Source organism: Isoptericola sp. NPDC056618, from assembly GCF_042792715.1.
GTDB lineage: Bacteria > Actinomycetota > Actinomycetes > Actinomycetales > Cellulomonadaceae > Isoptericola > Isoptericola nanjingensis.
Genome location: NZ_JBHTVZ010000022.1, coordinates 55,326 through 78,206 on the forward strand (window position 1 = coordinate 55,326; position 22,881 = coordinate 78,206).

Consider the following 22,881-nt stretch of genomic DNA (forward strand, 5'->3'; position numbering starts at 1 on the left):
GACACCTATGAAGCAGATCCGCACCCGACGTCGCGCGCGCCTCGCGCTCGCGGCCCTGATCGTCGCGCCGGCCCTGGCCGCGTGCTCGTTCTCGGCCGGCGACCTCGAGCCCGTGGGGGGCGACGCCGAGGCGTCACAGCCTGCCGAGGAGTCGGCGGAGCCGTCCGAGCCCGCTCCCGAGGAGACGGCGGCCGCCGAGCTCACGACGATCCACGCCGAGCACATCGCGGCGCGCGTCCCGGCCGACTGGCAGCAGGTCGGTGACGCGGACGGCTGGTCCTACGTGCACCAGAAGGCGAACGACGCGGGCGGCGTCGCCGGTCGGGTCGGCTTCATGCCCGGCGGTTCCGAGATGACCGCCCAGGAGTCGGTCGACTGGTACATCAGCCAGGTCGAGGGCAAGGGCGTGACGGACGAGAACTACGCGCCCGTGACGACGCTCCGCGACGAGCCGGAGCGCGCGAACACCTCGTACACCTACTCGTCCGGCGGCGAGACGTACACCTCGGTGGTGTGGGGTCTCGTGGACGGCAACGGCATCCCGTCGCTCGTCCAGCTGTCCGGCACCCAGGACATCATGACGGAGGACTTCGTCACCGGGTTCGACCAGTCGCTCAACCTCAACGGCGACTGGGAGGGCAAGGCCGGCTGACCGGCTCCCGACCGCGCGCAGGGGCGGTGCGACCTCAGGGTCGCACCGCCCCTGCGGCGTCCCGGGTGGCGAGGCGCGCGGCGCGGGCCTGCCGGGTGCCGTCGGCCGTGAGGATGACCAGCGCCACCCACACGAGCACGAACCCGGCCCAGCGGGTGGGCGGCATGTGCTCGTCGAAGACCAGCAGGCCCAGCAGGAACTGCAGCACCGGGGTCAGGTACTGCAGCATCCCGACCACGGACAGCGGGAGCCGGCGCGCGGCGGCCGAGAAGAGCAGCAGGGGCAGCCCGGTGATGACGCCGCACGCGGCGAGCAGGAGCGCATGCCCCACGCCCTCCGTCGTGAACGTGCCGACGCCCGTGGCGCCGAGCACCACGAGGTACGCCAGGGCGAACGGGGTCGCCACGGCCGTCTCCGCGGCAAGCCCGGGCAGCGCGCCGACGTCGCGCCCCACCCGGTTCTTCACCAGGGAGTAGAGCCCGAAGGCGCCCGCGAGGACGAGCGCGATCCACGGCAGGCCGCCGACCCCGGTGGAGATCACCACGACGGCCGCGGCGCCGAACCCGAGCGCCACCCACTGGGCCGCCCGCAGGCGCTCGCGCAGCACGAGCACGCCGAGGAGCACGGTCAGCAGCGGGTTGATGAAGTACCCGAGGGCGGCGTCCAGCACGTGGCCGGAGAGTACCGCGTACACGTACGTGGTCCAGTTCGCGATGATCAGCACGGACGCGACGGCGAGCGCGCCCATGACGCGCCCGTTGCGCAGGACGGCGACGAACGACCCGAACGTGCGCGTGACGAGCAGGAGCACCACGCAGAACACGAGGCTCCACACGACGCGGTGGGCGATGATCTCGACGGGGCCGGCGGGCTCGAGCAGCGGGAAGAACAGGGGCATGGCGCCCCAGAGGACGAACGCCGAGAGGCCGAGCGGCAGCCCCCAGCGGTCGGGGGAGGAGGGGGACGTCACCGCCTCAATGTAGGGCCCGGGGGACCGTGCGGGCGGTCGTGACGCGGGCCACGGCGAGACGATTTCCGCCGGGACCCTCCGGGGCGTTATGGTTCTACCCGCGAGCTCGTCCGCGAGCCCGCACGGCAGGTTGCCCGAGCGGCCAAAGGGATCTGACTGTAAATCAGACGGCTCAGCCTTCGGGGGTTCGAATCCCTCACCTGCCACCGCGACGGACGAGGCGCCCCCCTCGGGAGGCGCCTCGTCCGACGTCTGGAGGGGCCCGCACGGCCCCGGTGCACGATGTGATCGAGCGGGTGTCCCGCGGATTTCATCAGGTGCCGAGAGCCGTGTAGAGTCTTCTCCGCTGCCCCGATAGCTCAGTCGGCAGAGCGTCTCCATGGTAAGGAGAAGGTCAAGGGTTCGATTCCCTTTCGGGGCTCTGTGATGTGACGCGGGACCGTCGTCTTCGTCTGAGGACGCATGGTCCTGCGTTCCGTCACGCGCGGCGGGGTAGCTCAGCTGGTCAGAGCGCACGACTCATAATCGTGAGGTCGCGGGTTCGAGCCCCGCCCTCGCTACCGACATCATCACGGTTCGACGGCCGGCGTCGGACCGGCCTGTTCCTTGATTCACGTGGCGCCTTCCGGGGGCGCGAGAGGTGACACACCATGGCTGCCAAGAGCGCGGACGTCCGCCCGAAGATCACGCTCGCCTGCGTGGACTGCAAGGAGCGGAACTACATCACGAAGAAGAACCGCCGCAACGACCCCGACCGTCTCGAGCTGGCGAAGTTCTGCCCGCGCTGCGGCAAGCACACGTCGCACCGCGAGACCCGCTGACCCAGCCCTCGACGGATCACCGCACCGACGTGGCGAACCCCGACTTCGCTGGCCGCGAGTACCCGGCCACCGCCCCCTACTCCGTGGGGCGCGAGAAGCTCCGTGAGTTCGCCTCCGCCGTCGGTGCCGCCCACCCCGCGCACCACGACCTCGTGGCGGCGCGGGGTCTCGGCTATCCGGACCTCGTCGCGCCCCCCACGTTCGCCGTCGTCGTCGCACAGCGGGCCGAGGCACAGTACGTCCAGGACCCGGACGCCGGGATCGACTTCTCGCGAGTCGTCCACGCGGACGAGAAGTTCACGCACCACCGACCGATCGTCGCGGGCGACGAGCTGGTCACGGTGCTCCACGTGGACTCCGTGACCGAGCGGGCCGGCATCGCGATGGTGACGACGCGCTGCGAGATCTTCGCGGCCGTGGACGGCGCGGCCGGCGACGGCACCCGCGAGCCCGTCGCGACCGTCTCCTCGAGCCTCGTGATCCGCGGGGAGGACTCCTGATGACCCGCCCCGCCCTCGCGGACCTCACCGTCGGCGACGTCGTCGCCACCGGGACGGTCGAGCTCGACCGAGCCCGCCTCGTGCGCTACGCCGGGGCCAGCGGCGACTTCAACCGGATCCACTGGGACGAGTCCTTCGCCACCGGCGTCGGGCTGCCCGACGTCATCGCCCACGGGATGCTGACGATGGGCTCCGTCGTCGGCGTCGTCGCCGACTGGGCGGGGGACCCGGGCGCCGTCGTCGCCTACCAGACGCGCTTCACGAAGCCGGTCCCGGTCCCGCACGACGGCACCGCCGTCGTCGAGGTCTCCGCCGCCGTGGGCGCGATCGACGCCGACGCCGGCACGGTGCGCGTCGACCTCACGGTGACGCACGAGGGCACCAAGGTGCTGGGCCGCTCGCAGGCGACCGTCCGCCTCTCCTGACCTTCCCTCCCGCGCTCGAGCGCGGCCGCCGATCTCGTCGCGCCGAGGCGCGACGAGATTTTTTACGTCTATCACTTCCCATGAAACGGGATTTCACGGTTCGATGACGAGGTGCGCCCGTGAGCGCACTCCGTCCTCGAGAGGAGCACTCCCCGTGAGATCCGTACGACGACGCACCACCGGGCTGGCGGCCGCCGGCCTCCTCCTGCCCCTGGTCACGATCCCCGCGGTCGCCGCGGGGGCCGGGCCGTCCACCGCCCCCACGTCCGACGTGACCTGCGACGCCGTCGTCGCCGCGCCGGACCGGGAGTCCGCGTTCGCCGCCGCGAGCGACGCCACCGGCGTCCCCGCCGACCTGCTCAAGGCCGTCTCCTACATGGAGTCCCGCTGGGACCAGCACGCCGGCACCGCCAGCGCCGACGGCGGCTACGGCCTGTTCAACCTGCTCGACCACGCGCCCGAGGCGCCCGACGGGGCAGGCAAGGACGCCACGCCCCGCGCTGCCGTGAGCGAGCTCGACCGCGCCGCCGCCCTCACCGGGCTGTCCGCCGCCGAGCTCCGGTCCGACGCCGCCGCGAACACCTGCGGCGCCGCCGCGCTGCTGGCCTCCTACCAGGGCGACGCGGGGCAGGGGACGGGCGACGGTCTCGCGTCCTGGGGCACGGCGGTCGCACGGCTGGGCGGCTCGCCGTCGTTCGCCGACCGGGTCTACTCGACCCTGCGCAAGGGCGAGAGCCGGACGACCGACGACGGCGGGCACGTGACCCTCGCCGCCCGGCCCGACGCCGTCCTGCCCGAGGCGTCCACGGCCGCGGCGAGCGACCCGGCCGCCGACTGCCCGCCCGACCTGGGCTGCGAGTGGCTGCCCGCGCCCTACGCGAAGGGCAGCGCCGACCTGCCGGACGACACCGGGAACTACGGCAACCACGACCAGGCCGACCGCACGGGCGAGGGCGGCCCGTCGATCGACTACATCGTCATCCACGACACGGAGACGGCGTACGAGCCGAGCGTGCGCCTGGTCACCGACCCCACCTACCTGGCGTGGAACTACACGCTGCGCTCGTCGGACGGGCACGTGGCGAACCACCTCGAGCCCTCCGACGTCGGCTGGCACGCGGGCAACTGGTACATGAACATGCACTCGATCGGCCTGGAGCACGAGGGCTGGGCCGGCACGTCGGGCTGGTTCACCGAGGCGATGTACCAGTCGTCGGCCGAGCTCGTGCGCTACCTGGCCGACGAGTACGACGTCCCGCTCGACCGTGCCCACGTCATCGGGCACGACCAGATCCCCGGCATCCTGCCCGGGTACACCAAGAGCGTGCACTGGGACCCGGGACCGTACTGGGACTGGGAGCACTACTTCGAGCTGCTCGGCGCGCCGATCGGCGGCGGTCTGGACACGACGGCGGACGTCGCGCCGGGCGACGTCGTCGAGGTGGTCGCCGGCTACGACGACAACGCGAACCCGGTCACGGGGTGCGAGCAGGCGTCCCCGGGCTCCGGGGACTGCGTCGCGGGCGCGGGCACGAACTTCGCGGTCGCGTACCAGCAGCCCTCGCTCGACGCCCCGTACGCCCGCGACCCGGGCTGGAAGCCGAACGGCGCGGACGGCACGACGTACGCCAGCGACATCAGCGCGCGCGTGAACTCTGGCCACAAGCTCGTCGTCGCGCAGGTGCAGGGTGAGTGGCTCGGCGTGTGGTGGGCCGGCTCGCTGGCCTGGATCCACAACCCGGCCGACCGGCCCGTCGTGGTGCCGAGCACCGGGCAGACGGTGACCGCGAGCGGCGACGCAGCGGCCGCGATCTACGGCCGCGCGTACCCGGAGGGCGCGGCCTACGCGCCCTACCCGGGCATCACGCCGCAGGCGGTCACGCCGATCGAGTACACGATCGGCGCCGACCAGGCGTACGTGGTCTCGGACGACACGGTGTCGACCGACTACTACAACGCCAAGTCGTTCGATGGCTCGATCCCCGACGACCGGACGGACGTGCGCGGCGAGGACGCCTACTACCAGCTCTGGTACGCGCACCGGCAGGTGTTCACCCGCGCCGCGGACGTGACGCTGCACGACCCGATGGTCACCGACGTCGAGGGGCCGAGCATCGAGGGCAGGGCGCAGATCGGCAAGGTGCTCACCGTGGACCCGGGGGAGTACCTGCCCGGGGACGGCACCGAGGTCGACGTGCGGTGGCTGCGCGACGGCGAGCCCGTGCGCGGAGCGGACGGGACGCGGTACCACCTCACGGGCCGGGACCGCGGCGCGGACATCTCGGTCGAGGTGACCGTGTCCGCGCCCGGCTTCACGTCCGCGACGTTCACGTCCGACGCCGTCGGCCCGGTGCGCCCGCACTGACGCCGACGTAGCACAGAGCTCGCCGAGGTAGTGGGCCGACCACCACCTCGGCGAGCTCCGTACTACCTCGACGAGACGGGGTGCTACCTCACCAGTTGGGCGTGGCCCCCGGGACGTTCTCGGGCAGCTTCACCTCGTGCGGGTGGATGACGTACGCGATGCCGTCGGTCGACGTCTGCCACACGCGCTCGAAGTTCTCGCGGGTGTAGACGCTGCGCACGTCGGCGTCGGTCGCCTTGTTGGGGTCGTTGATGACCGGGTCGCCGTCGGCGGTGAAGCCGACGATGGTGACGAGGTGGCCGTCGGTGCCGTAGCCGGCCTCGGGCATCTCCTCCTTCGCGAAGTTGATCGACACGACCAGCGGGATGCCCGCCGCGACGAACTTCTCCGCCTCGGCCAGCGACCGCAGCCGCGTGACGAAGGACTCCAGCCCGAACCGGTGCGCGTAGGCCGTGTTGAACGGCCAGTTGCCCGAGCCCTCGTACGTGTAGTCCCACGTGTTGATGGCGGCGTAGGCGACCTGCGGGTCGCCGTTCGGCGCCACGATGTCCGCGAGCTCCGACGCCGGCACCCGGTGCTTCGCGCCGTAGGAGTACTGGATCATCGTGGTGGACGTCGGGGAGCACCAGACCTGGCCGCCGCCGCCGAACTCGGGGTACTCGCCGATGTGGACGAGCTGCGAGTAGCCGGGGACGTCGAGCTCCACCGCACGCCCGAGCGTGAAGTCGCTGGTGCCGGCGTAGGCGCTGTCGGGCAGGTACTCGTTGGTCATCGTCGTCACGCCCGACAGCCGCGGGGTCGCCGTCGACCCGGCCGGGCGGTAGAGCGTGACCCGGGTCTGGAACGCCTCGGGCTCGTGCCCGGACTTGGCGACGTACGTGTCGGTGAACAGGTACGCGTCGTCGTCGTTCTGGCCGTCCACGGAGGTGCGGTGGATGTCGCCCACGCCGCCGTCGGCGGGCTCGACGTCGTCGCCGGACGCCCAGCGGCCCATGACGAACCACTTGGTCCACGCGCCGTCGGCCTTGCGACCGCGGAACTCGACCTCCACCCACGTGCCGGTCGGGGTGGTGGCGTTCCACGACGTGAGGGACTCGTCGACGGCGTACCCGGTCTCGACGACCGGCGACGTCCACGTCCCCGTCTCGTACTCGACCGCGGTGCCGTCGCCGAACGGGTCGGTGTACGCGGTGGTGGGCCCGCCGGCGGTGCGGATCCCCAGGGTGCCGCGCGCCCCGGGGCGCAGGTTCTCCCACTCGCCCTGCCGCAGGTCGTCGATGCCCTGCCAGTGGGTGGTCGTGATCTTGTTGCCCGACGTCGCGGTGTCGTCCGGCGGCGCGGCTCCGGCGGCTCCCGCCGTCGGTGCGATCACCGCCCCCGCTGCCAGGGCCGCCGTCGTCGCTCTCATCCAGGTCCTCCGCACCATGCCTGTCACGGGTCCCTCCCCAGGGACGGGGGCGTGGGACGGTCCCCTCCGCCCGTTGGCAAAGACTTTCCCAGAAACTGTGGCGTGTGTCACGACCTTGCGGGAGGCCGCGGCCCGGGGCCCGAGGGCGGCGGAGGTGCAGGGGGCGGTCAGGCGGCCAGCTCGGTGGGCACGTCGTCGTCGTGCCGCACCGCGAGCGACGTCACCGCCCGGGTCAGGCACACGTACAGGCGCCGCAGCCCGGACGTGCGGTCGGCCTCGCCGGCCACGATCCCCGCCGGGTCGTCGAGGACGACGTGGTCGTACTCCAGGCCCTTGGCCAGGGACGCGGGGACCAGGTCGAGCCGCGCGTCGAACTCGGTGGCCTGGTCGGCGCCCTCGGCGCCGTCGGCGAGCTTCGCCGTGACGTCCTCCTCGCCGACGACGGCGAGCTCCAGCCCCGCCGCCCGGAGCCGTCGGCGCGCGGCGGCCACGCCGGCGTCCGGCACGATCAGGCCCACCGAGCCCTCCCGCGCGAGCGCGGCCCGCACCAGCTCCTCGGTCGGCGCCGTGGTGAGCAGCAGCTCGCCACGGGCCCGCCGCACGGCCACGGGCGGCGCGAGCGTGGGCGCGATCGCCGGCAGGAGGCGCGCCGCGTACTCGATGACGTCGCCGGGCACGCGGAACCCCGCGGTGAGCTGCTCGACGTGCGCGTCGGGCTTGCCGAGGTGGTCGAGCGCGTCCGTCCAGGAGCGCACGGCCCACGGCGTGGTCGCCTGGGCGAGGTCGCCGAGCACCGTGAGCGAGCCGGTGCGGGCCCGGCGCCCGAGGGCGCGCAGCATCATGGGGGACAGGTCCTGCGCCTCGTCGACGACGACGTGCGCCACCGACGGCGCCCGCTCCAGCAGGTCGGCGAGCTCGTCGAGCAGCACGAGGTCGGCGAGCGTCCACCGCGCCGCCCCCGCGCTCCGGGGCGGTGCGGCCCAGGCGAGCTGCTGCTGCTCGGCCGGGGTGAGGAGTCCGTCGGACGTCGCGGCGAGGAAGTCCGGGTCGGCCAGCAGGCGGTGCAGCAGCCGGGCGGGCGTGAGGACCGGCCAGAGCGTCGCGGCGTAGTCCTTCACGGGCTTGGTGCGCGCGAGGACGTCCCAGGCCCGGTCGTCGAGCGCGTCGCCGGCCGCCTCGATCTGCTGCAGGATCCGGTGCGCCAGCGCGTACCGGAGCTGCTCGCGCCCGGCGTCGTAGCGCAGGTCACGGCCCACCACGTGCGCGACGGCGTCGCGGGCCTCGTGCGCGGGCACGCGCCAGCGGCGGGAGCCACGCGGCAGGACGAGCGCCTCCGCGGGCTCGCCCAGGTGCGACCACACGGCTCGGCGCAGCACCTGCGCCATGCGGGCGTCGCCCTTGAGGCGGGCGACCTCGGCCGTCTCGGTCCCCCGCAGGCGACCGTGCGCCGCGACGATCTCCTCGACCGTCGTCTGCGTGGCGTCGACCTCGCCGAGGGCGGGCAGCACGTCCCGGATGTAGCGCAGGAAGCTCGAGTTCGGTCCGACGACGGTCATGCCGCGCCGCGTGACCTGCTCCCGGTGCGCGTACAGCAGGTAGGCCGCGCGGTGCAGGCCCACAGCCGTCTTCCCCGTGCCGGGTGCGCCCTGCACGACGACCGTGCGATCGAGGTCGCTGCGGACGATGACGTCCTGCTCGGGCTGGATCGTCGCGACGATGTCTCGCATCGGCCCGGTGCGCGGGCGCTCGATCTCCTGCTCGAGGATCTCCGAGTGCCCGGCCGCGGTCTCGCCCGCGCCGGACAGCACCTCGTCCTCGAACCCGGTGAGCACGCCGCGTGCGAAGCCGTACCGGCGCCGGGTGGTCACCCCCATCGGGTCGTCCCGGGTGGCGCGGTAGAACGCGGCGCTCACCGGGGCGCGCCAGTCCACGACCAGCGGGTCCCCGGCGGTGTCGGACACGTGCCGCCGCCCGACGTGGAAGACCTCGCCACCGGCCGGCTCGTCGTGGTCGAGCCGGCCGAAGAAGAGCGGCACGTGAGGGTCGTCGGCGAGCTGGGCCAGGCGGCGGGCCAGCGTGGCCTCGAGCACCTCGGCGCTGATCCGGTCGCCGGCGTGGGCGGTCAGCCCCGCCGTGCGCTCGCGCATCCGGGCGAGCTCCTCGCGCGCCCGCTGCAGGTGTGCCCGCTCCCGGTCGAGCTCGGCAGGGGACACGGCGGGCACGGCTGACCTCCAGGGCGACGGGTGGGAGCCGCAGGACATTATCCGGTCGGGCCCGCCAGGGCAACGTGCCCGGGGGCAGGCGCTCTGCGGGCCGAAGCAGGCAGCGGGATGTGATCTGCGTCCCAGCGGTTGGCATCGGAGGGAGGTGACCCTAAGTTAGGCCAGGCTGACCTCACTTCGACCGATCGAGGAGACCCGTGACGAAGTCCTCCGCCCTGCTGGGAGCCGCGACCGCGGCCGACTACGCCGGCGCGCTGCACGCCGTCGTGGACGACGTGGCCGCCCGCGTCGCCGCCGCCGAGCAGCCCTTCTGCGGCGCGAGCCGGCGCGAGCTGCAGGCCCTCGTCGACGCCGTCGACCTCGACGGCCCGCCGGTCGGCACGCCCGACGCGCTGCGCGAGAGCGCCGACCTGTACGCCTCGCACGCCGTCTGGTTCCACCACCCCGCGTACACGGCGCACCTCAACTGCCCGGTGGCGCTCCCGGCCGTCGGGGCGGAGGCGATGCTCGCCGCGATCAACACGTCCGTCGACACGTACGACCAGTCGACGGTCGCGACCCTCATGGAGCAGCGCCTCGTCGAGTGGACCGCCGGCCGCATCGGCTTCCCGGCCGGGAGCGACGGGGTCTTCACCTCGGGCGGCACGCAGTCCAACCTGCAGGCGCTGCACCTGGCGCGCGAGGCCGCGCTCACCGGGGCCGACGGCGCCCGGCTCGGCGGCGCGGCGCGGCGCGAGCGCCTCGGCCGGCTGCGGGTGCTCGCCACGACCGCCGGGCACTTCAGCGTGGCCCGCTCCGCGCTGCTCCTCGGACTCGACGACGACGCCGTGATCGGTGTCGACACCGACGCCGACGGGCGCCTCGACCCCGCCGCGCTGGCCCGGGCCCTGGTCGACGTCGAGCGGGCGGGCGACGTCGTCATGGCCGTCGTCGTCACCGCGGGGACGACCGACCGCGGCTGCGTCGACCCGGTCGCCCCGGTCGCGGACCTGTGCGACGCCGTCGGCGCCTGGCTGCACGTCGACGCCGCGTACGGCGGCGGACTCCTGGTCTCGCCGCGCCGCCGCCACCTGCTGGACGGCGTCGAGCGGGCGCGCAGCGTCACGGTCGACTTCCACAAGACGTTCTTCCAGCCGGTCTCGTCCAGCGCCCTCCTCGTCCGCGAGGCCGCGGACCTCGCGCGCGCCGCGTGGCACGCGGACTACCTCAACCCCGCCGAGGAGGCGGGGGAGCCGAACCCCGACCTCAACCTCGTCGACCGGTCGCTGCAGACCACGCGCCGGTTCGACGCGCTCAAGCTGTGGGCCACCCTGCGCGCCGTCGGCGCCGACGGGATCGGCGCGATGGTCGACGCCGTCTGCGACCTCGCCGCCGCCGTGCACACCGACCTCGCCGGCGACCCCGAGCTGCGGCTCCTCGCCCAGACCGACCTGTCCACCGTGCTGTTCCGCTACCAGCCCGACGGCGTCGACGACGCCCAGGCGGACGCCCTCGTGCCGCGCGTGCGGCGAGTGCTGTTCGACTCCGGCCGTGCGCTCGTCGCCAAGACGGTGGTCGACGGGCGTCCGTGCCTCAAGCTCACGCTCCTCAACCCGGACGCGACGCTCGACGACGTCCGCGGCGTGCTCGACCTGGTCCGCGCGACGGCGCACGGGCTGCTCGCCGGCGAGGAGCTGCTCGACCTGGACGCGCCGCCGTGCCGCGGTGCGCACCCGCGCCTGCAGCGCGCGACCGCCGTGCCCACCGACCCCGCCCTCGAGGAGGTCGCCCGATGACCCGCACCACCGACTCCGCCCCCGAGCGCACCCACGACGTCCTGGGCGTCGGGATCGGGCCGTTCAACCTGGGCCTCGCCGCGCTCGCCGACCCGATCGACGACGTCGACGCGGTGTTTCTCGACCGGCGCGACGGGTTCTCCTGGCACCCGGGCATGATGCTCGAGGGCGCCACCATCCAGGTGCCGTTCCTCGCCGACCTGGTGACGATGGCCGACCCGACGTCGCCGTACTCGTTCCTCGCGTTCCTCAAGGACACGGGCCGGCTCTACCCCTTCTACATCCGCGAGTCCTTCTACCCGCTGCGCGCCGAGTACGACGAGTACTGCCGCTGGGTGGCCGACCGTCTCACCACCCTGCGCTGGGGCAGGGACGTCACGGCGGTGGAGCGGGACGAGGAGTCCGGGCACCTGGTGGTGACCGCCCGCCTCGCCGACGGGGCGACCGAGACGTACCGGGCGCGCCACGTCGTCCTGGGCGTCGGGACGACGCCGCAGCTCCCCGGGCCGCTCGCCGCCCTGGCCGCCGAGGCGGGCCGGCACCCGGGCGCCGGCCCGGTCGTGCACAGCGCCGACTACCTGCCGCACCGCGACGCGCTCGCGGCGACCGGTGCGGTGACCGTCGTCGGGTCGGGGCAGTCGGCGGCCGAGGTGTACCGCGACCTGCTCGAGGACGCCGCGCCCGGCGCGCACCGCGTGGACTGGGTGACTCGCTCGACGCGCTTCTTCCCGATGGAGTACACGAAGCTCACGCTCGAGATGACGTCGCCGGAGTACACCGACCACTACCGGGCGCTGCCCACCGAGCTGCGCGAGATCCTCGGCCGCGAACAGCGCGCGCTGTACAAGGGGATCAGCGGCGACCTCGTGGACGACATCTACGACACGCTCTACCGCAAGTCCGCCCTCGGGCGGGAGGTGCCGACCACCCTGCTGTCGGACACGGAGGTGGTCGCGGCGCGCTACGAGCCCGACGGCGCCGACGGTGCGGGGGAGTACGTGCTCACCCTGCGGCACGGCCAGCTCGGCACGACGGCGGAGCACCGCACGCGGGCCGTCGTCGCCGCCACCGGGTACGGGTCGGGCGTGCCGGGCTTCGTGGCGCCCGGTCTGGTCGACCTCGACGAGCTCGGCCGCGTGGACGTGGCCCGCGACTACACCGCGGGCGCGGGCGGGCGCCTGCACGTGGGCGGCACGGAGGCGCACACCCACGGCGTCACCGCCCCCGACCTGGGCTTCGCCGCGTGGCGGAACTCGGTCATCCTGGCGCAGGTCACCGGCCGTGAGCCGTACGCGATCGAGCGGCGCATCGCGTTCCAGACGTTCGGGCTGCCGGGCGGCGAACCAGCGCCGAGCGCGGCGGCGGCCGCCGCGGTGCAGGAGGTGGCCCGATGACCGCGGTCGCCGAGTCCGGCCTCCGGCCCGTCGCCGCGAACCGGACCTCTCCGGACGCCGTCACCCTCGAGCCGGTCGACCCGGCGCGCGACGCCGCGACCGTGCACGGGTGGCTGTCCCACCCGGCGTCGGCGTTCTGGCAGATGGGGCACCTGGGCGCCGCGGACGTCCGCGACTACCTCGCCGACGTCGCCGACCACCCGGACCAGGACGGCTGGCTGGGTCGCGTCGACGGCGTGCCCGCGTTCTATGCCGAGACCTACGACCCGGCCCGTGTGCTGCTCGTCGGCGTGCACGACGCCGCGCCCGGCGACGTCGGCATGCACCTGCTCGTGGCGCCTCCGCCCGAGGACCCGGCCGACCGCGCGCCGGGGTTCACCGACGCGGTGATGGGCGCCGTCGTGCGCCACTGCCTGGCGCACGAGGGGCTCGACGCCGCGCGCGTCGTCGTCGAGCCGGACGTGCGCAACCGCGCGATCGCCGCGAAGAACGCGGCGGCCGGGTTCCGCGTGCTGCGCCAGGTGGAGCTCGACGAGGGCGGGCACACCAAGCACGCGGCGCTGAGCGTCTGCACGCGCGAGGACTTCGCGGCCTCGCCGCTCGGCGCCCTCGCCGGGCTCGCCGACGCCGCCGGCGCGCGCCTCGCCCCGCACCTGCGCCCCGACCTGGCCGAGCACGCCCACCGTCACCTCGCCGCCAAGGCGCTCGCGGAGCTCGCGCACGAGCGCCTCTTCCGCCCCGAGCCCGACGGAGAACGTTGTGGGTGTGATCGTGGCCCTGTTTCGCCCACCGCACCGGGCCACGATCACAGCCACGACGTGGGGGCGGGAGGACGAGGCCGGTACGTGCTGGCGCTCGACGGCGTGACGTACCGGTTCGCGGCGCGCACGTTCGCGCTGGAGCACTGGGTGGTGGACCCGGCGTCGATCACGCGCACGGTCACGACGGGGACGGCCGGCGTCGAGCGACCCGTGGACGTGCTGGAGCTGGTGGCCGAGCTGCAGCCGCTGCTGCAGATCCCGGACGACCTCGTGGCGACCTACCTCGAGGAGCTCTCCTCGACGCTCGCCGCCGCGTGCGCCAAGCAGGAGCGCGAGCTGGAGGGCACGTCGCCGCAGGTCCCGGAGCTGCTGTCCGCCCTCGCCCCCGAGCAGGTCGACGACGGCGACGACGACCGGCGTCGCGCCGACGCGTTCCAGGCCGCCGAGGCGGCGATGACCGAGGGGCACCCCGGCTTCCTCGCGAACAACGGCCGCATCGGGTTCTCCCTCGACGACTACCGCGCCTACGCGCCGGAGCGCGGCGAGCGGCTGCGCCTGATGTGGCTGGCGGCGCGTCGCGAGCACTCCCACCTCGCGGTCGGTGCCGGGCTCACCGAGCAGGCGCTCTACGGCGACGAGCTGTCCGGCGCGGAGCGCGCCGCGTTCGCCGACCGGCTGGCCGCGCGGGGGCTGGACCCCGCCGAGTACCTGTACCTGCCGGTGCACCCGTGGCAGTGGCAGCACCGCGTGCCGATCACGTTCGCCGCCGACGTCGCGCGCGGCGACCTCGTGCCCCTCGGCCCGGGCGCCGACGAGTACCAGCCGCAGCAGTCGATCCGGACGATGTTCAACCGGACGCGGCCGGAGCGGCACTACGTCAAGGTGGCGCTCGCGATCCAGAACATGGGCTTCCTGCGCGGCCTCTCCCCGGCGTACATGCGCGGCACCCCGGAGATCAACGACTGGGTGGCGGGCGTCGTCGAGGGCGACCCCACGCTGCGCGACGCCGGGTTCGGCGTCCTGCGCGAGCGCGCGTCCATCGGGTACACGGGCGACGTCTACCACCGCACCGCCCGCCCCAGCGCGCACCGCAAGATGCTCGCGGCGCTCTGGCGCGAGTCGCCCGTGCCCCGCACCGCGCCGGGGGAGCGGCTGGCCACCATGGCGAGCCTGCTGCACCGCGACGCCTCCGGGCGGTCGCTCGCCACCGCCCTCGTGCGGGAGTCGGGGATCGCGCCCGAGGCGTGGCTGCGCGCCTACCTCGACGCCTACCTGTACCCGCTGGTGCACTGCCTGCGCGCGCACGACCTGGCGTTCATGCCGCACGGCGAGAACCTCGTGCTCGTGCTGCGCGACGGCGTGGTGCGGCGGGTGTTCATGAAGGACATCGGCGAGGAGATCGCGGTGCTCGGCGAGCGTGCCCTCCCCTCCGGCGTCGAGCGGGTGCAGTCGGTCGTGGACGACGACGAGAAGGCGCTCGCGATCTTCACCGACGTGTTCGACGGCGTGCTGCGCCACCTCGCGGGCATCCTCGCGGTGGACGGCGTGCTCGCCGAGGACCGGTTCTGGGCCGTGGTGGCCGACGTCGTGGACCGGCACGCCACCGAGCACCCGGGCCTCGCCCCGCGCGGCGGGCGGGGCGTCGACCTGCGGGTGCCGCGGTTCGCGCACTCGTGCCTCAACCGGCTGCAGCTGCGCAACACGCTGCAGATGGTCGACCTCACCGACCAGTCCGCCTCGCTGCTGTACGCAGGGACGATGGCCAACCCCGTCGCCCGCCCGGACGCCCCGTGACCCGACCCTTCGAGCTGTTCCGCGACGACCTCGGGGTGCCGCACGTGCGGGCGGGCTCGGAGGCGGACCTGGCGTACGGGCAGGGCTACGTCACCGCGCTCGACCGGGGCTGGCAGCTCGAGGTCGACCGCTGGTACGGCGAGGGCCGGCTCGCCGCGCGGGTCGGCCCGGCCGGGCTCGAGTGGGACCGGTTCGCCGTCCGCGTGCGCCTCGCGGACACCACCCGCCGGGTGTGGGAGGCGCTCGCGCAGCCCGAGCGGGAGTGGCTCGCCGCGTACGCCGACGGCGTGCGGGACGGGCTCGACGCCGGCGGCGGGGTCGCCCCCGAGCGGGCGGAGCTCGCGCGGGCCTTCGGCGGCGCCCCGCTCCCCGACGACGAGCCCTGGCGGCCTTGGACCCCGATCGGCACCTTCCTGGTGCACCACGTGCTGTTCAGCGGCTTCCCGCACCTCCTGTGGCGCGAGCACGTGGCGCGCACGCTCGGCCCGACCCTCGGCGACGCGGTCGTCGGGTGGTGGGGTGCGCGCGACGGCGGGGCCGGCGGCCCGTCGTCGGGCTCCAACGCGTGGGCGCTGCCCGGGTCGCGGACGGCGTCCGGAGCTCCGCTGCTCGCCGGCGACCCGCACCGGCTGCTCGAGCTCCCCGGGGTCTACCAGCAGGTCCGGCTCGCGCGCCCGGGGCACGACGTCGTCGGGCTGGCGTTCCCCGGCGTCCCGGGCGTGCTGCACTTCGGGCACGCCGAGACGCCGGTGGGCGCGGTCGCGTGGGGCGTCACCAACGCGATGGCGCACCACGTCGCGCTGGTCGCGGAAGGGGTCGACGCCGCCGCGGCCGGCGCACGGGTGGTCGCGCAGGGCTCCGAGACCGTGCCCGTGCGCGGCGGGGCACCCGTCGTCGTGCGGTGGGCGGAGACGGCCCGCGGCCCGCTCGTCACCGACCGGCACAGCCTGCGCTGGCCCGTGCGCACGACAGCGGACGCCGGGGTGGCCGCCTGGCGTGCGCTCCAGCGCGCGCGGACGGCGCGCGACGTCGCCGCCGCGTTCACCGGGTGGGTCGACCCCGTGGACCGGGTCCTGACCGCCGACTCGTCCGGCGAGGTGCTGCGCCTCACCGCCGGTCTGGTGCCGGACGTGCCGCCGTCGGGCCGCGTCGTCCCGGCGACCCACCGCGACGAGCCGGGGTGGCGCCGGCTGCCCGCGCCCGCCGTCGTGGCCGACGTCGCCGTCGACGCCAACCACCGTCCGGCCGAGCCGGAGCACGACCTGGGCCACGCCTACGCCCCGCACCGCGCCGCGCGCGTGCGGGCCCTGCTCGCCGACCCGCCGCCCGGCGGGGAGACGGCCGAGGACCAGGACCGCGTGCTCGCCGACACGCGCGACGGCGGTGCCGCCGAGCTCGTGGCCTGGCTTCCGTCGGTCGAGCCTGTCGGGACCCCGGGCGCCGCGGGACGGCTGCGCGCCTGGGCCGCGGCGGGCGCGCGGATGGACGCCGACTCCCCGGACGCCGCCCTGTTCGCTCGCTGGCGGAACGCGCTGGTGCGCCGCGTGGCGGCCGACCCGGCCCTCGCCCCGCTGCACGCCCCGCCCGGCCTGCCGGAGGTCTTCGCGCCGTGGCTGGACGTCGTCGCGCGCGTGGGTGACGCGCTCGCGACGATCCTCGCCTCGGGGGTGGTCGACGGGCTGCGCCTGGCCGAGGAGGCGCTCGCGGACGTCGACGGGCGCGCCGACGCGCTCCCCGACCCACCCGACGACGCACGCGAGACGTGGGGCGACCTGCACCGCCTGGCCCCGCTGCACGCGCTGGGCCTGGTCCCGGGCGCGGCGGTGCCCGCGGTGCCGGAGGAGCAGGCGCGGCCGCTGGGCGGGGCGGGCGACGCCGTCCGCTGCACGGCGGGCGTGCCCGGCGTGACGCACGCCGTCCTGCACGGGTCGGTCGCCCGCTGGGTCTGGGACCTGGGCGACCGCCGACGCAGCCGCTGGGGCGTGCCGTTCGGCGCTTCCGGCGACCCGCGCTCGGCGCACTTCGCCGACCAGCACCCCGCGTGGGCCGACGCCCGCACCGTCCCGATCGAGACCGACTGGGCGCGGCTGCGCCCCGAGCCCCTGCCGACCCGACGACCCCCGGAGGACCGATGACGACCGAGCCCCTGTCCGCTTCCCTGTCCGAGCCCGCGACGTCCGACCGACTGCTGTCCGGAGCGCGCGGTGCGGAGGTGTGGCGCGCCGACGTCCCGGGCGCGGGCACGGTCACGGCGCACGTGCTGGACCCGGTCGCCAACCTCGACGTGCTGCACGAGTGGGTCAACCGCCCGCACGCCGGGTTCTGGGGGCTCGCCGGGCTGAGCCGCGAGGACCTCAGCGACACGTACGCGTTCGTCGACTCCCTGCCCACGCACCACGCCTACCTGGTGCGCTGGGACGGCGAGCCGGTCGTCCTGGTGCAGCTGTACCACCCGGAGGACGACCCGGTCTCGACGGCCTACGACGCGCTCCCCGGCGACCTGGGGATGCACTTCTTCAAGGGCGGCGACGGCCCGGCCGCCCGCTACGACGTCGCGCCCTGGGCCGTGGTCGGCCCCGCCGTGCTCGCCTTCGCGTTCGCCCGCCCGGGCACGCGGCGGCTGGTCGGCGAGCCGGACGCCCGCAACCGGTCCGCGGTCGCCCGCATGGCGGCGTTCGGCTTCGAGGCCGCCGGCACCGTGCGCTTCGAGTCCCCGCAGGGGCCGAAGGAGGCCGTGCTGGCGTTCTGCCCGCGCGAGCGCGCGGAGGCGATCGTCGCGGCGGCGCTCGGCACCGACGGCTGAGGCGGCGTCAGGCCTGCGCGTCGGCGGGGCGGACGACGTCGGGCACGGGCCCGGTCGTGGTGCCGGGCACGAGCTCGACGGGCAGCGTGGTGCAGGTGGGCTCCTCGCCGCCCAGCACGCCCAGGACGGCGCGGCCGAGCGCGGCGCCCTTGGCCTGCAGCGGCTGGTGCACGCTGGTGAGCACGTCGGGGGAGAGCCACGGCAGGTCGATCCCGTCGAAGCCGGCGACCGAGACGTCGTCGGGTACGCGCAGCCCGAGCTCGCGGGCCGCGATGACGGCGCCCGCCGCGAGCAGGTCCGAGTGGGCGACGATCGCCGTCGGCCGCTCCGTCTCCGGCACCCAGGCCCCGAGGATCTCCGTGGCGGCGTCGCGACCGTGCTCCACGAGGGACGCGGGCGTCTCCCACGAGATGACCGGCTCGACCGCGTCCCGCACGCCCGCGAGGCGGTGCCGCGTCGACGTGCGGTCGGCCTGGGCGAGGCGGGCCGCGTCGATCGGACCGGACCGCTCCGCGGCGTCGAGGGGGAGCGTGATCTCCGCGATGCGGGTGTGCCCCAGCTCCTGGAGGTGGCGCACGGCCAGGGCCGTGCCCGCCCGGTCGTCCAGGGCCACGAGCGGTGCGCCCCCGACGCGGCCGCCCTCGCCGACCACCACGGGGACGTCGCGGCGACGCAGGGCCGCGAGCGTCGCGTCGTCGGTGAGCACGCCCCACACGAGCACGGCGACGTCCATGGCGGCGGACTCCAGCAGGGGGTCGACGGCGGGCACGGGCGCCGTCTCCTCGCCGTCGACGCGCGGCCCCGGGACGGCGCGCACGCCGGGGATGAGCAGCACGCCCAGGCCCTCGGCGCCGAGCACGTCCACGAGGCCGTCGAGCACCTTGACCGCCACCGGGTCGCGGAACGCGCGCCCGGGCTGGTCGCCGAGGACGACTCCCACGATGCCGGAGCGGCCCGAGCGCAGCTGCCGGCCGAGCGGGTTGGGGCCGGAGTAGCCCAGCTCGGCGGCGGCGGCGAGCACCTTGTCGCGCGTCTCGGCGGTGATCGGTCCCGCGCCCGAGAACGCCAGGGACGCGGTGGAGACCGAGACGCCTGCGAGCTCGGCCACCCGCGCGAGGGTCGGTCGGGCGTTGCTGCGGCCCATGGGGCTCCTTCCGGCGAGGTCCGGGGCGAAGCCTACCCGCGCTGACCAGCACATGCTCGAATCGATTTGACCCGCGTGGCGGATTCGGGAAGCGTCGGACCGTGAGCACCGACCTCCCCACCCGGCCGCCCGCGCACGCCGTGCGCGCCGCCTGGGCCGTCTTCGCGGTCTTCGTCGTCGCCGGGATCGGCATGGCCACGTGGGCCTCCCGGATCCCCGCGGTGCGCGACGGCCTCGGCTTCTCCGAGGCCGAGATGGGCGTGCTGCTGCTCACCGGCGCGATCGGGTCGCTCGTCGCGCTGCCGCTGTCCGGCATGATCGCCTCGCGCATCGGCGCCGGTCGCACCTGCGTGTCGTTCGCCGCCCTGGCGGCCGCGGGCTTCGCCGTCGCCACCCTCGCCGTCGACGGCGACCACCCGATGCTGGTGCGGGTCGGCCTCTTCCTCGGCGGCATGGGCGTGGGCATCTGGGACGCCGCGATGAACCTCGAGGGCGCCGTCGTCGAGCAGCGGCTGGGGAGGTCGGTCATGCCGCGCTTCCACGCCGGCTTCTCGCTCGGCACGGTCGCGGGCGCGGGCATCGGCGCCCTCGCGGCGCACGCCGGCGCCTCGCTGCCGGGGCACGTCATCACCGTGATGGTGATCGACCTGATCGTGGTCGTGGCCTGCGTGCGCTTCTTCGAGCCGACGGCGGACGCCGCTGCCGGCACGGCCGGCGGCGCGACGGACGCACAGGCCGACCCGGCCACCGCCGTCGACACGGGCACCGGACACACCCTGCGCGACACCCTCGCCACCTGGCGCGAGTCCCGCACCCTCCTCGTCGGGCTGGTCGTGCTCGCCGCCGCGCTCACCGAGGGCGCCGCCAACGACTGGGTGAGCCTCGCCGTCGTCGACGGGTTCGGCACCGACGACTCCGTCGGCGCGATCGGCCTGGCCGTCTTCCTGTGCGCGATGACGCTCGCCCGGCTGGCGGGCACGTCGCTCATCGACCGCTACGGCCGCGTGACCATGCTGCGCGTGTGCGGCGCGGCCGCCCTCGTGGGCGTCGTGGTCTTCGCGCTCGTGCCGACGCTGTGGGTCGCGCTGGTCGGCGTCGCGGTCTGGGGCGCCGGCGCCTCGCTCGGCTTCCCGCTCGGCATGTCCGCCGCCTCGGACGACCCGCGCAAGGCCGCCCTGCGCGTCTCCGTCGTCTCGACCGTCGGGTACTCGGCGTTCTTCGTCGGCCCGGCGCTCATCGGCTTCCTCGCCGAGCACGTCGGCTACCGCGACGCCCTGCTGGTGCTGGCCGTGCCGGTCGCGGTGGGTCTGCTGGTCGCGGGGGCCGCGAGGCCCCTGCCGGCCGCTCCCGACCCGGCGCGTACGCTGGGCGAGTGAGCCTGTCGACCCTGAACACGCCGTCCGCCGACGAGCCCGCCCGTGAGCGCGACGGGCGCGACACGGCCGCCCCGGCGCTCTCCGAGCTCACGACGCTGCGCGTCGGCGGGCCGGTCGACGAGTACGTCGAGGCGGAGTCCGAGGCCGAGCTGATCGACGCGGTGCGCGCCGCGGACGACGCCGACACGCCGCTGCTGGTGATCGGCGGCGGCTCCAACCTGCTGGTCGCGGACGAGGGGTTCGCCGGCGTCGTCGTGCGCGACGTGCGCCAGGGCCTCGACGCGGACCTCGAGGACTCGTGCGGCACGGACGGTGCGTGCGGGGGCGCGAGCCTGCGCCTGCCCGCCGGCCAGGACTGGGACTCCTTCGTGGCCGAGGCCGTGGCGAACGAATGGGTGGGGGTCGAGGCGCTGTCCGGCATCCCCGGCACGATCGGCGCCGCGCCCGTGCAGAACATCGGCGCGTACGGCCAGGAGGTGTCCGGCGTCGTCGCGTCGGTGGTGACCTGGGACCGCGCCACGAACGCCCGCAGGACCTTCACGCTCAGCGAGCTGGGGTTCGGGTACCGCACGTCGCTGCTCAAGCGGACGATGCGGTCGGGCGACCCGGACGACCCGGGCGCGCCCTGGTACCCCACGCCGCGGTACGTGGTGCTCGAGGTGAACCTGCAGATGCGGCTCGGCAGCCTGTCCGCGCCCGTCGGCTACGGCGAGCTGGCCCGGCGCCTCGGGGTCGAGGTGGGGCAGCGGGCCCCGTCGGCCGACCTGCGCGAGGCCGTGCTGGAGCTGCGCGGCGGGAAGGGCATGCTGCTCGACGGCGTCGGCGGGGCGCCGCTCGGCGACCACGACCGTTGGTCGGCGGGGTCGTTCTTCACCAACCCGGTGCTGCCCGCCGACGCGGCGGACGACCTGCCCGCGGACGCGCCGCGCTTCGCCGTCCGCTCCGCGACGCCGCAGTCCACCGTGAGCCCGAGCCTCGGCGTCGTCGACCCGACGCTCGTGAAGACGAGCGCCGCCTGGCTCATCGAGCACGCCGGGTTCACCAAGGGCTTCGGGCTCGCGGGCGAGCACAGCCCGGCGCGCCTGTCGACGCGCCACACCCTCGCGCTGACCAACCGCGGCGGCGCGACGGCGGCCGACGTCGTGGCTCTCGCCCGCACCGTGCGCGACGGCGTCCGTGACGCCTTCGGCATCGAGCTCGAGCCCGAGCCGGTCCTGGTCGGCACCGCCCTGTAGACCGTCGTGGCGCCTACAACGCGGGGTCGTGGTCAGTAGAGGATGACGGGCGTGCCCTTCGGCAAGCCCCACGAGTCCCAGAGCCAGTTCATCGCCGCGTTGGACACGCGCACGCAGCCGTGCGACGCGGGGTACGGGGGGATGGATCCCGAGCCGTGCACCGCGTACCCGCCGGAGAAGTACTTCGGCCGGTACATCGACCCCAGCTCGAGCGTCGACTCGTGCATGCCGTTGCGCTCCATGTACACGGCATAGGAGCCGCGCGGCGTCGTCGCGTGGTAGCTGCGGCCCTTGGCCTCGTACGTCTCCCCGTTGCCCGACGACGCGTTGATGATCCGGGTGACCTTGCCGCCCTCGACGGTCATGAGCAGCTGTCGGTCGAGGTCGATCTCGACCGCCTTGCCGGACGACGAGTGGGCCTGCGGCCGGACGCCGTCGTCCAGCGCGGCCTGCGTCTTCGGGCCGACGACGCCGTCGCGGTACTGCCCGGCGGCCTTCTGCAGCGCCCAGACGGCCTGCTGCGTGGCCGGTCCGAAGCTGCCGTCGGCCTCCTGGATGAAGTACCCGAGCTCCTGCAGCCGCTCCTGCAGCGCGACGACCCGCTCACCGGAGTCGCCGTACTCGAGCATCTTGTCCCGCTCCTCGGCGGCCTTCTTCTCGGCCTCCTTCTTCTCCGCGGCCTTCTTCGCCTTCTCCGCGGCCCGCTTCTCGGCGGCCTCCTGGTCGGCCTTCTCCTTCGCGGCGGCCTCGTCCGCGGCCTTCTTCTCGGCGGCCTCCCGGCCGGCCTGCTCCTGCGCGTCCTGGTCGGCACGGCCCTGCGCGTCGGACGTCGACCCGGCGCCGTCCTCGGACGGGGGAGCGGACGTCGTGGGGGCCGCGCCCGGCTCGGGCTCGGTCTCGCCGGACAGGGGAGCGCACCCGGCGAGAGCCAGGGTGAGCACCACCGGGACGCCGACGAGCGACGCCGTCAGGCGTCGCCTCAGGCTGGGAACCGTACGCATGGAGCCCCTTCCGCGCCGTCGGCGCACCAGGCGCGCCGCGGGGTACTACCGTGCCCCGCGGGTGCCCCGAACGCGACCGCAGCGCTCCGGTCGTGTCGTGATCGTCACCGTGTCGTGACCTGTCGTCTGCCGTTCACCTGCTCAGACGCACGACGCGGCGAGAACGTTGTGGCGCCCACGACGACCCACCGACCCTTCCAGCAAGCGATCTCTCGCGTCATCGGGTCCGATGACG

Annotated in this window: 17 protein-coding genes and 3 tRNA genes; 15 read left to right on the top strand and 5 right to left on the bottom strand. The window is 74.9% G+C overall.

Annotated features, from left to right (window positions below; translation table 11 throughout):
- Window positions 1–7 precede the first annotated feature (7 nt).
- A complete protein-coding gene (locus ACFQ8T_RS19510) occupies window positions 8–652 on the top strand; it encodes a hypothetical protein (RefSeq protein WP_430548133.1) in 645 nt (214 codons plus the stop codon).
- 34 nt (window positions 653–686) lie between these two features.
- On the opposite strand, the gene rarD is transcribed toward ACFQ8T_RS19510, so the two are convergent.
- Complete coding sequence (rarD, locus tag ACFQ8T_RS19515) at window positions 687–1,622, bottom strand: EamA family transporter RarD (protein WP_430548134.1); 936 nt, start codon at window positions 1,620–1,622, stop codon at window positions 687–689.
- Window positions 1,623–1,746: 124 nt separating this feature from the next.
- Between rarD and ACFQ8T_RS19520 the strand changes: the two genes are divergently transcribed.
- The 7 genes from ACFQ8T_RS19520 to ACFQ8T_RS19550 all read left to right on the top strand — a co-directional run bounded on the left by ACFQ8T_RS19520 (window position 1,747) and on the right by ACFQ8T_RS19550 (window position 5,733).
- Window positions 1,747–1,828: transfer RNA gene (locus tag ACFQ8T_RS19520), tRNA-Tyr, on the top strand.
- Window positions 1,829–1,970: 142 nt separating this feature from the next.
- Window positions 1,971–2,043: transfer RNA gene (locus ACFQ8T_RS19525), tRNA-Thr, on the top strand.
- Window positions 2,044–2,108: 65 nt separating this feature from the next.
- Window positions 2,109–2,182, top strand: a tRNA-Met gene (locus ACFQ8T_RS19530).
- A gap of 90 nt (window positions 2,183–2,272) precedes the next feature.
- Entirely contained in the window at window positions 2,273–2,443 is a 171-nt protein-coding gene (gene rpmG, locus ACFQ8T_RS19535; RefSeq protein WP_079572326.1) for a 50S ribosomal protein L33, read from the top strand.
- Between the two features lie 29 nt (window positions 2,444–2,472).
- Window positions 2,473–2,943, top strand: coding sequence for a MaoC family dehydratase N-terminal domain-containing protein (locus ACFQ8T_RS19540; RefSeq protein ID WP_430548135.1), 471 nt, complete (start codon window positions 2,473–2,475; stop codon window positions 2,941–2,943).
- The gene (locus ACFQ8T_RS19545; protein ID WP_430548136.1) at window positions 2,943–3,368 is read left to right on the top strand and encodes a MaoC family dehydratase; all 426 of its coding nucleotides are present in this window, start codon (window positions 2,943–2,945) and stop codon (window positions 3,366–3,368) included. The genes ACFQ8T_RS19540 and ACFQ8T_RS19545 overlap by 1 nt, the downstream gene beginning before the upstream one ends.
- 154 nt (window positions 3,369–3,522) lie before the next feature.
- On the top strand, window positions 3,523–5,733 hold the full coding sequence (locus tag ACFQ8T_RS19550) for an N-acetylmuramoyl-L-alanine amidase (RefSeq protein ID WP_430548137.1): 2,211 nt from the start codon (window positions 3,523–3,525) through the stop codon (window positions 5,731–5,733).
- Window positions 5,734–5,821: 88 nt separating this feature from the next.
- Here ACFQ8T_RS19550 and ACFQ8T_RS19555 read toward each other — a convergent pair whose 3' ends face one another.
- Entirely contained in the window at window positions 5,822–7,141 is a 1,320-nt protein-coding gene (locus ACFQ8T_RS19555; protein WP_430548138.1) for a C39 family peptidase, read from the bottom strand.
- A gap of 167 nt (window positions 7,142–7,308) precedes the next feature.
- The gene (locus ACFQ8T_RS19560) at window positions 7,309–9,363 is read right to left on the bottom strand and encodes a HelD family protein (RefSeq protein ID WP_430548139.1); all 2,055 of its coding nucleotides are present in this window, start codon (window positions 9,361–9,363) and stop codon (window positions 7,309–7,311) included.
- A gap of 197 nt (window positions 9,364–9,560) precedes the next feature.
- Here ACFQ8T_RS19560 and ACFQ8T_RS19565 point away from each other — a divergent pair, with 197 nt between their 5' ends.
- The 5 genes from ACFQ8T_RS19565 to ACFQ8T_RS19585 are packed head-to-tail and all read left to right on the top strand — an operon-like array spanning window position 9,561 to window position 17,890.
- Complete coding sequence (locus tag ACFQ8T_RS19565; RefSeq protein ID WP_430548140.1) at window positions 9,561–11,138, top strand: pyridoxal phosphate-dependent decarboxylase family protein; 1,578 nt, start codon at window positions 9,561–9,563, stop codon at window positions 11,136–11,138.
- Window positions 11,135–12,532: a lysine N(6)-hydroxylase/L-ornithine N(5)-oxygenase family protein gene (locus ACFQ8T_RS19570; RefSeq protein WP_430548141.1), complete on the top strand. Its 1,398-nt coding sequence runs from the start codon at window positions 11,135–11,137 to the stop codon at window positions 12,530–12,532. The genes ACFQ8T_RS19565 and ACFQ8T_RS19570 overlap by 4 nt, the downstream gene beginning before the upstream one ends.
- Entirely contained in the window at window positions 12,529–15,087 is a 2,559-nt protein-coding gene (locus ACFQ8T_RS19575; protein WP_430548142.1) for a GNAT family N-acetyltransferase, read from the top strand. The genes ACFQ8T_RS19570 and ACFQ8T_RS19575 overlap by 4 nt, the downstream gene beginning before the upstream one ends.
- Complete coding sequence (locus tag ACFQ8T_RS19580; protein WP_430548143.1) at window positions 15,084–17,222, top strand: penicillin acylase family protein; 2,139 nt, start codon at window positions 15,084–15,086, stop codon at window positions 17,220–17,222. The genes ACFQ8T_RS19575 and ACFQ8T_RS19580 overlap by 4 nt, the downstream gene beginning before the upstream one ends.
- Entirely contained in the window at window positions 17,219–17,890 is a 672-nt protein-coding gene (locus tag ACFQ8T_RS19585; RefSeq protein ID WP_430548144.1) for a GNAT family N-acetyltransferase, read from the top strand. Before ACFQ8T_RS19580 ends, ACFQ8T_RS19585 begins: the two co-directional genes overlap by 4 nt.
- A gap of 7 nt (window positions 17,891–17,897) precedes the next feature.
- Here ACFQ8T_RS19585 and ACFQ8T_RS19590 read toward each other — a convergent pair whose 3' ends face one another.
- A complete protein-coding gene (locus ACFQ8T_RS19590) occupies window positions 17,898–19,034 on the bottom strand; it encodes a LacI family DNA-binding transcriptional regulator (protein ID WP_430548145.1) in 1,137 nt (378 codons plus the stop codon).
- A gap of 101 nt (window positions 19,035–19,135) precedes the next feature.
- Between ACFQ8T_RS19590 and ACFQ8T_RS19595 the strand changes: the two genes are divergently transcribed.
- Together ACFQ8T_RS19595 and ACFQ8T_RS19600 are read left to right on the top strand one after the other, a co-directional pair.
- Complete coding sequence (locus ACFQ8T_RS19595) at window positions 19,136–20,410, top strand: MFS transporter (protein WP_430548146.1); 1,275 nt, start codon at window positions 19,136–19,138, stop codon at window positions 20,408–20,410.
- Window positions 20,407–21,645 carry a UDP-N-acetylmuramate dehydrogenase gene (locus tag ACFQ8T_RS19600; protein WP_430548147.1) on the top strand — a complete coding sequence of 413 codons (1,239 nt, stop codon included), beginning with the start codon at window positions 20,407–20,409 and terminating at the stop codon, window positions 21,643–21,645. Before ACFQ8T_RS19595 ends, ACFQ8T_RS19600 begins: the two co-directional genes overlap by 4 nt.
- A 32-nt stretch (window positions 21,646–21,677) precedes the next feature.
- Here ACFQ8T_RS19600 and ACFQ8T_RS19605 read toward each other — a convergent pair whose 3' ends face one another.
- A complete protein-coding gene (locus ACFQ8T_RS19605; RefSeq protein WP_430548148.1) occupies window positions 21,678–22,646 on the bottom strand; it encodes a L,D-transpeptidase family protein in 969 nt (322 codons plus the stop codon).
- Window positions 22,647–22,881: the final 235 nt, after the last annotated feature.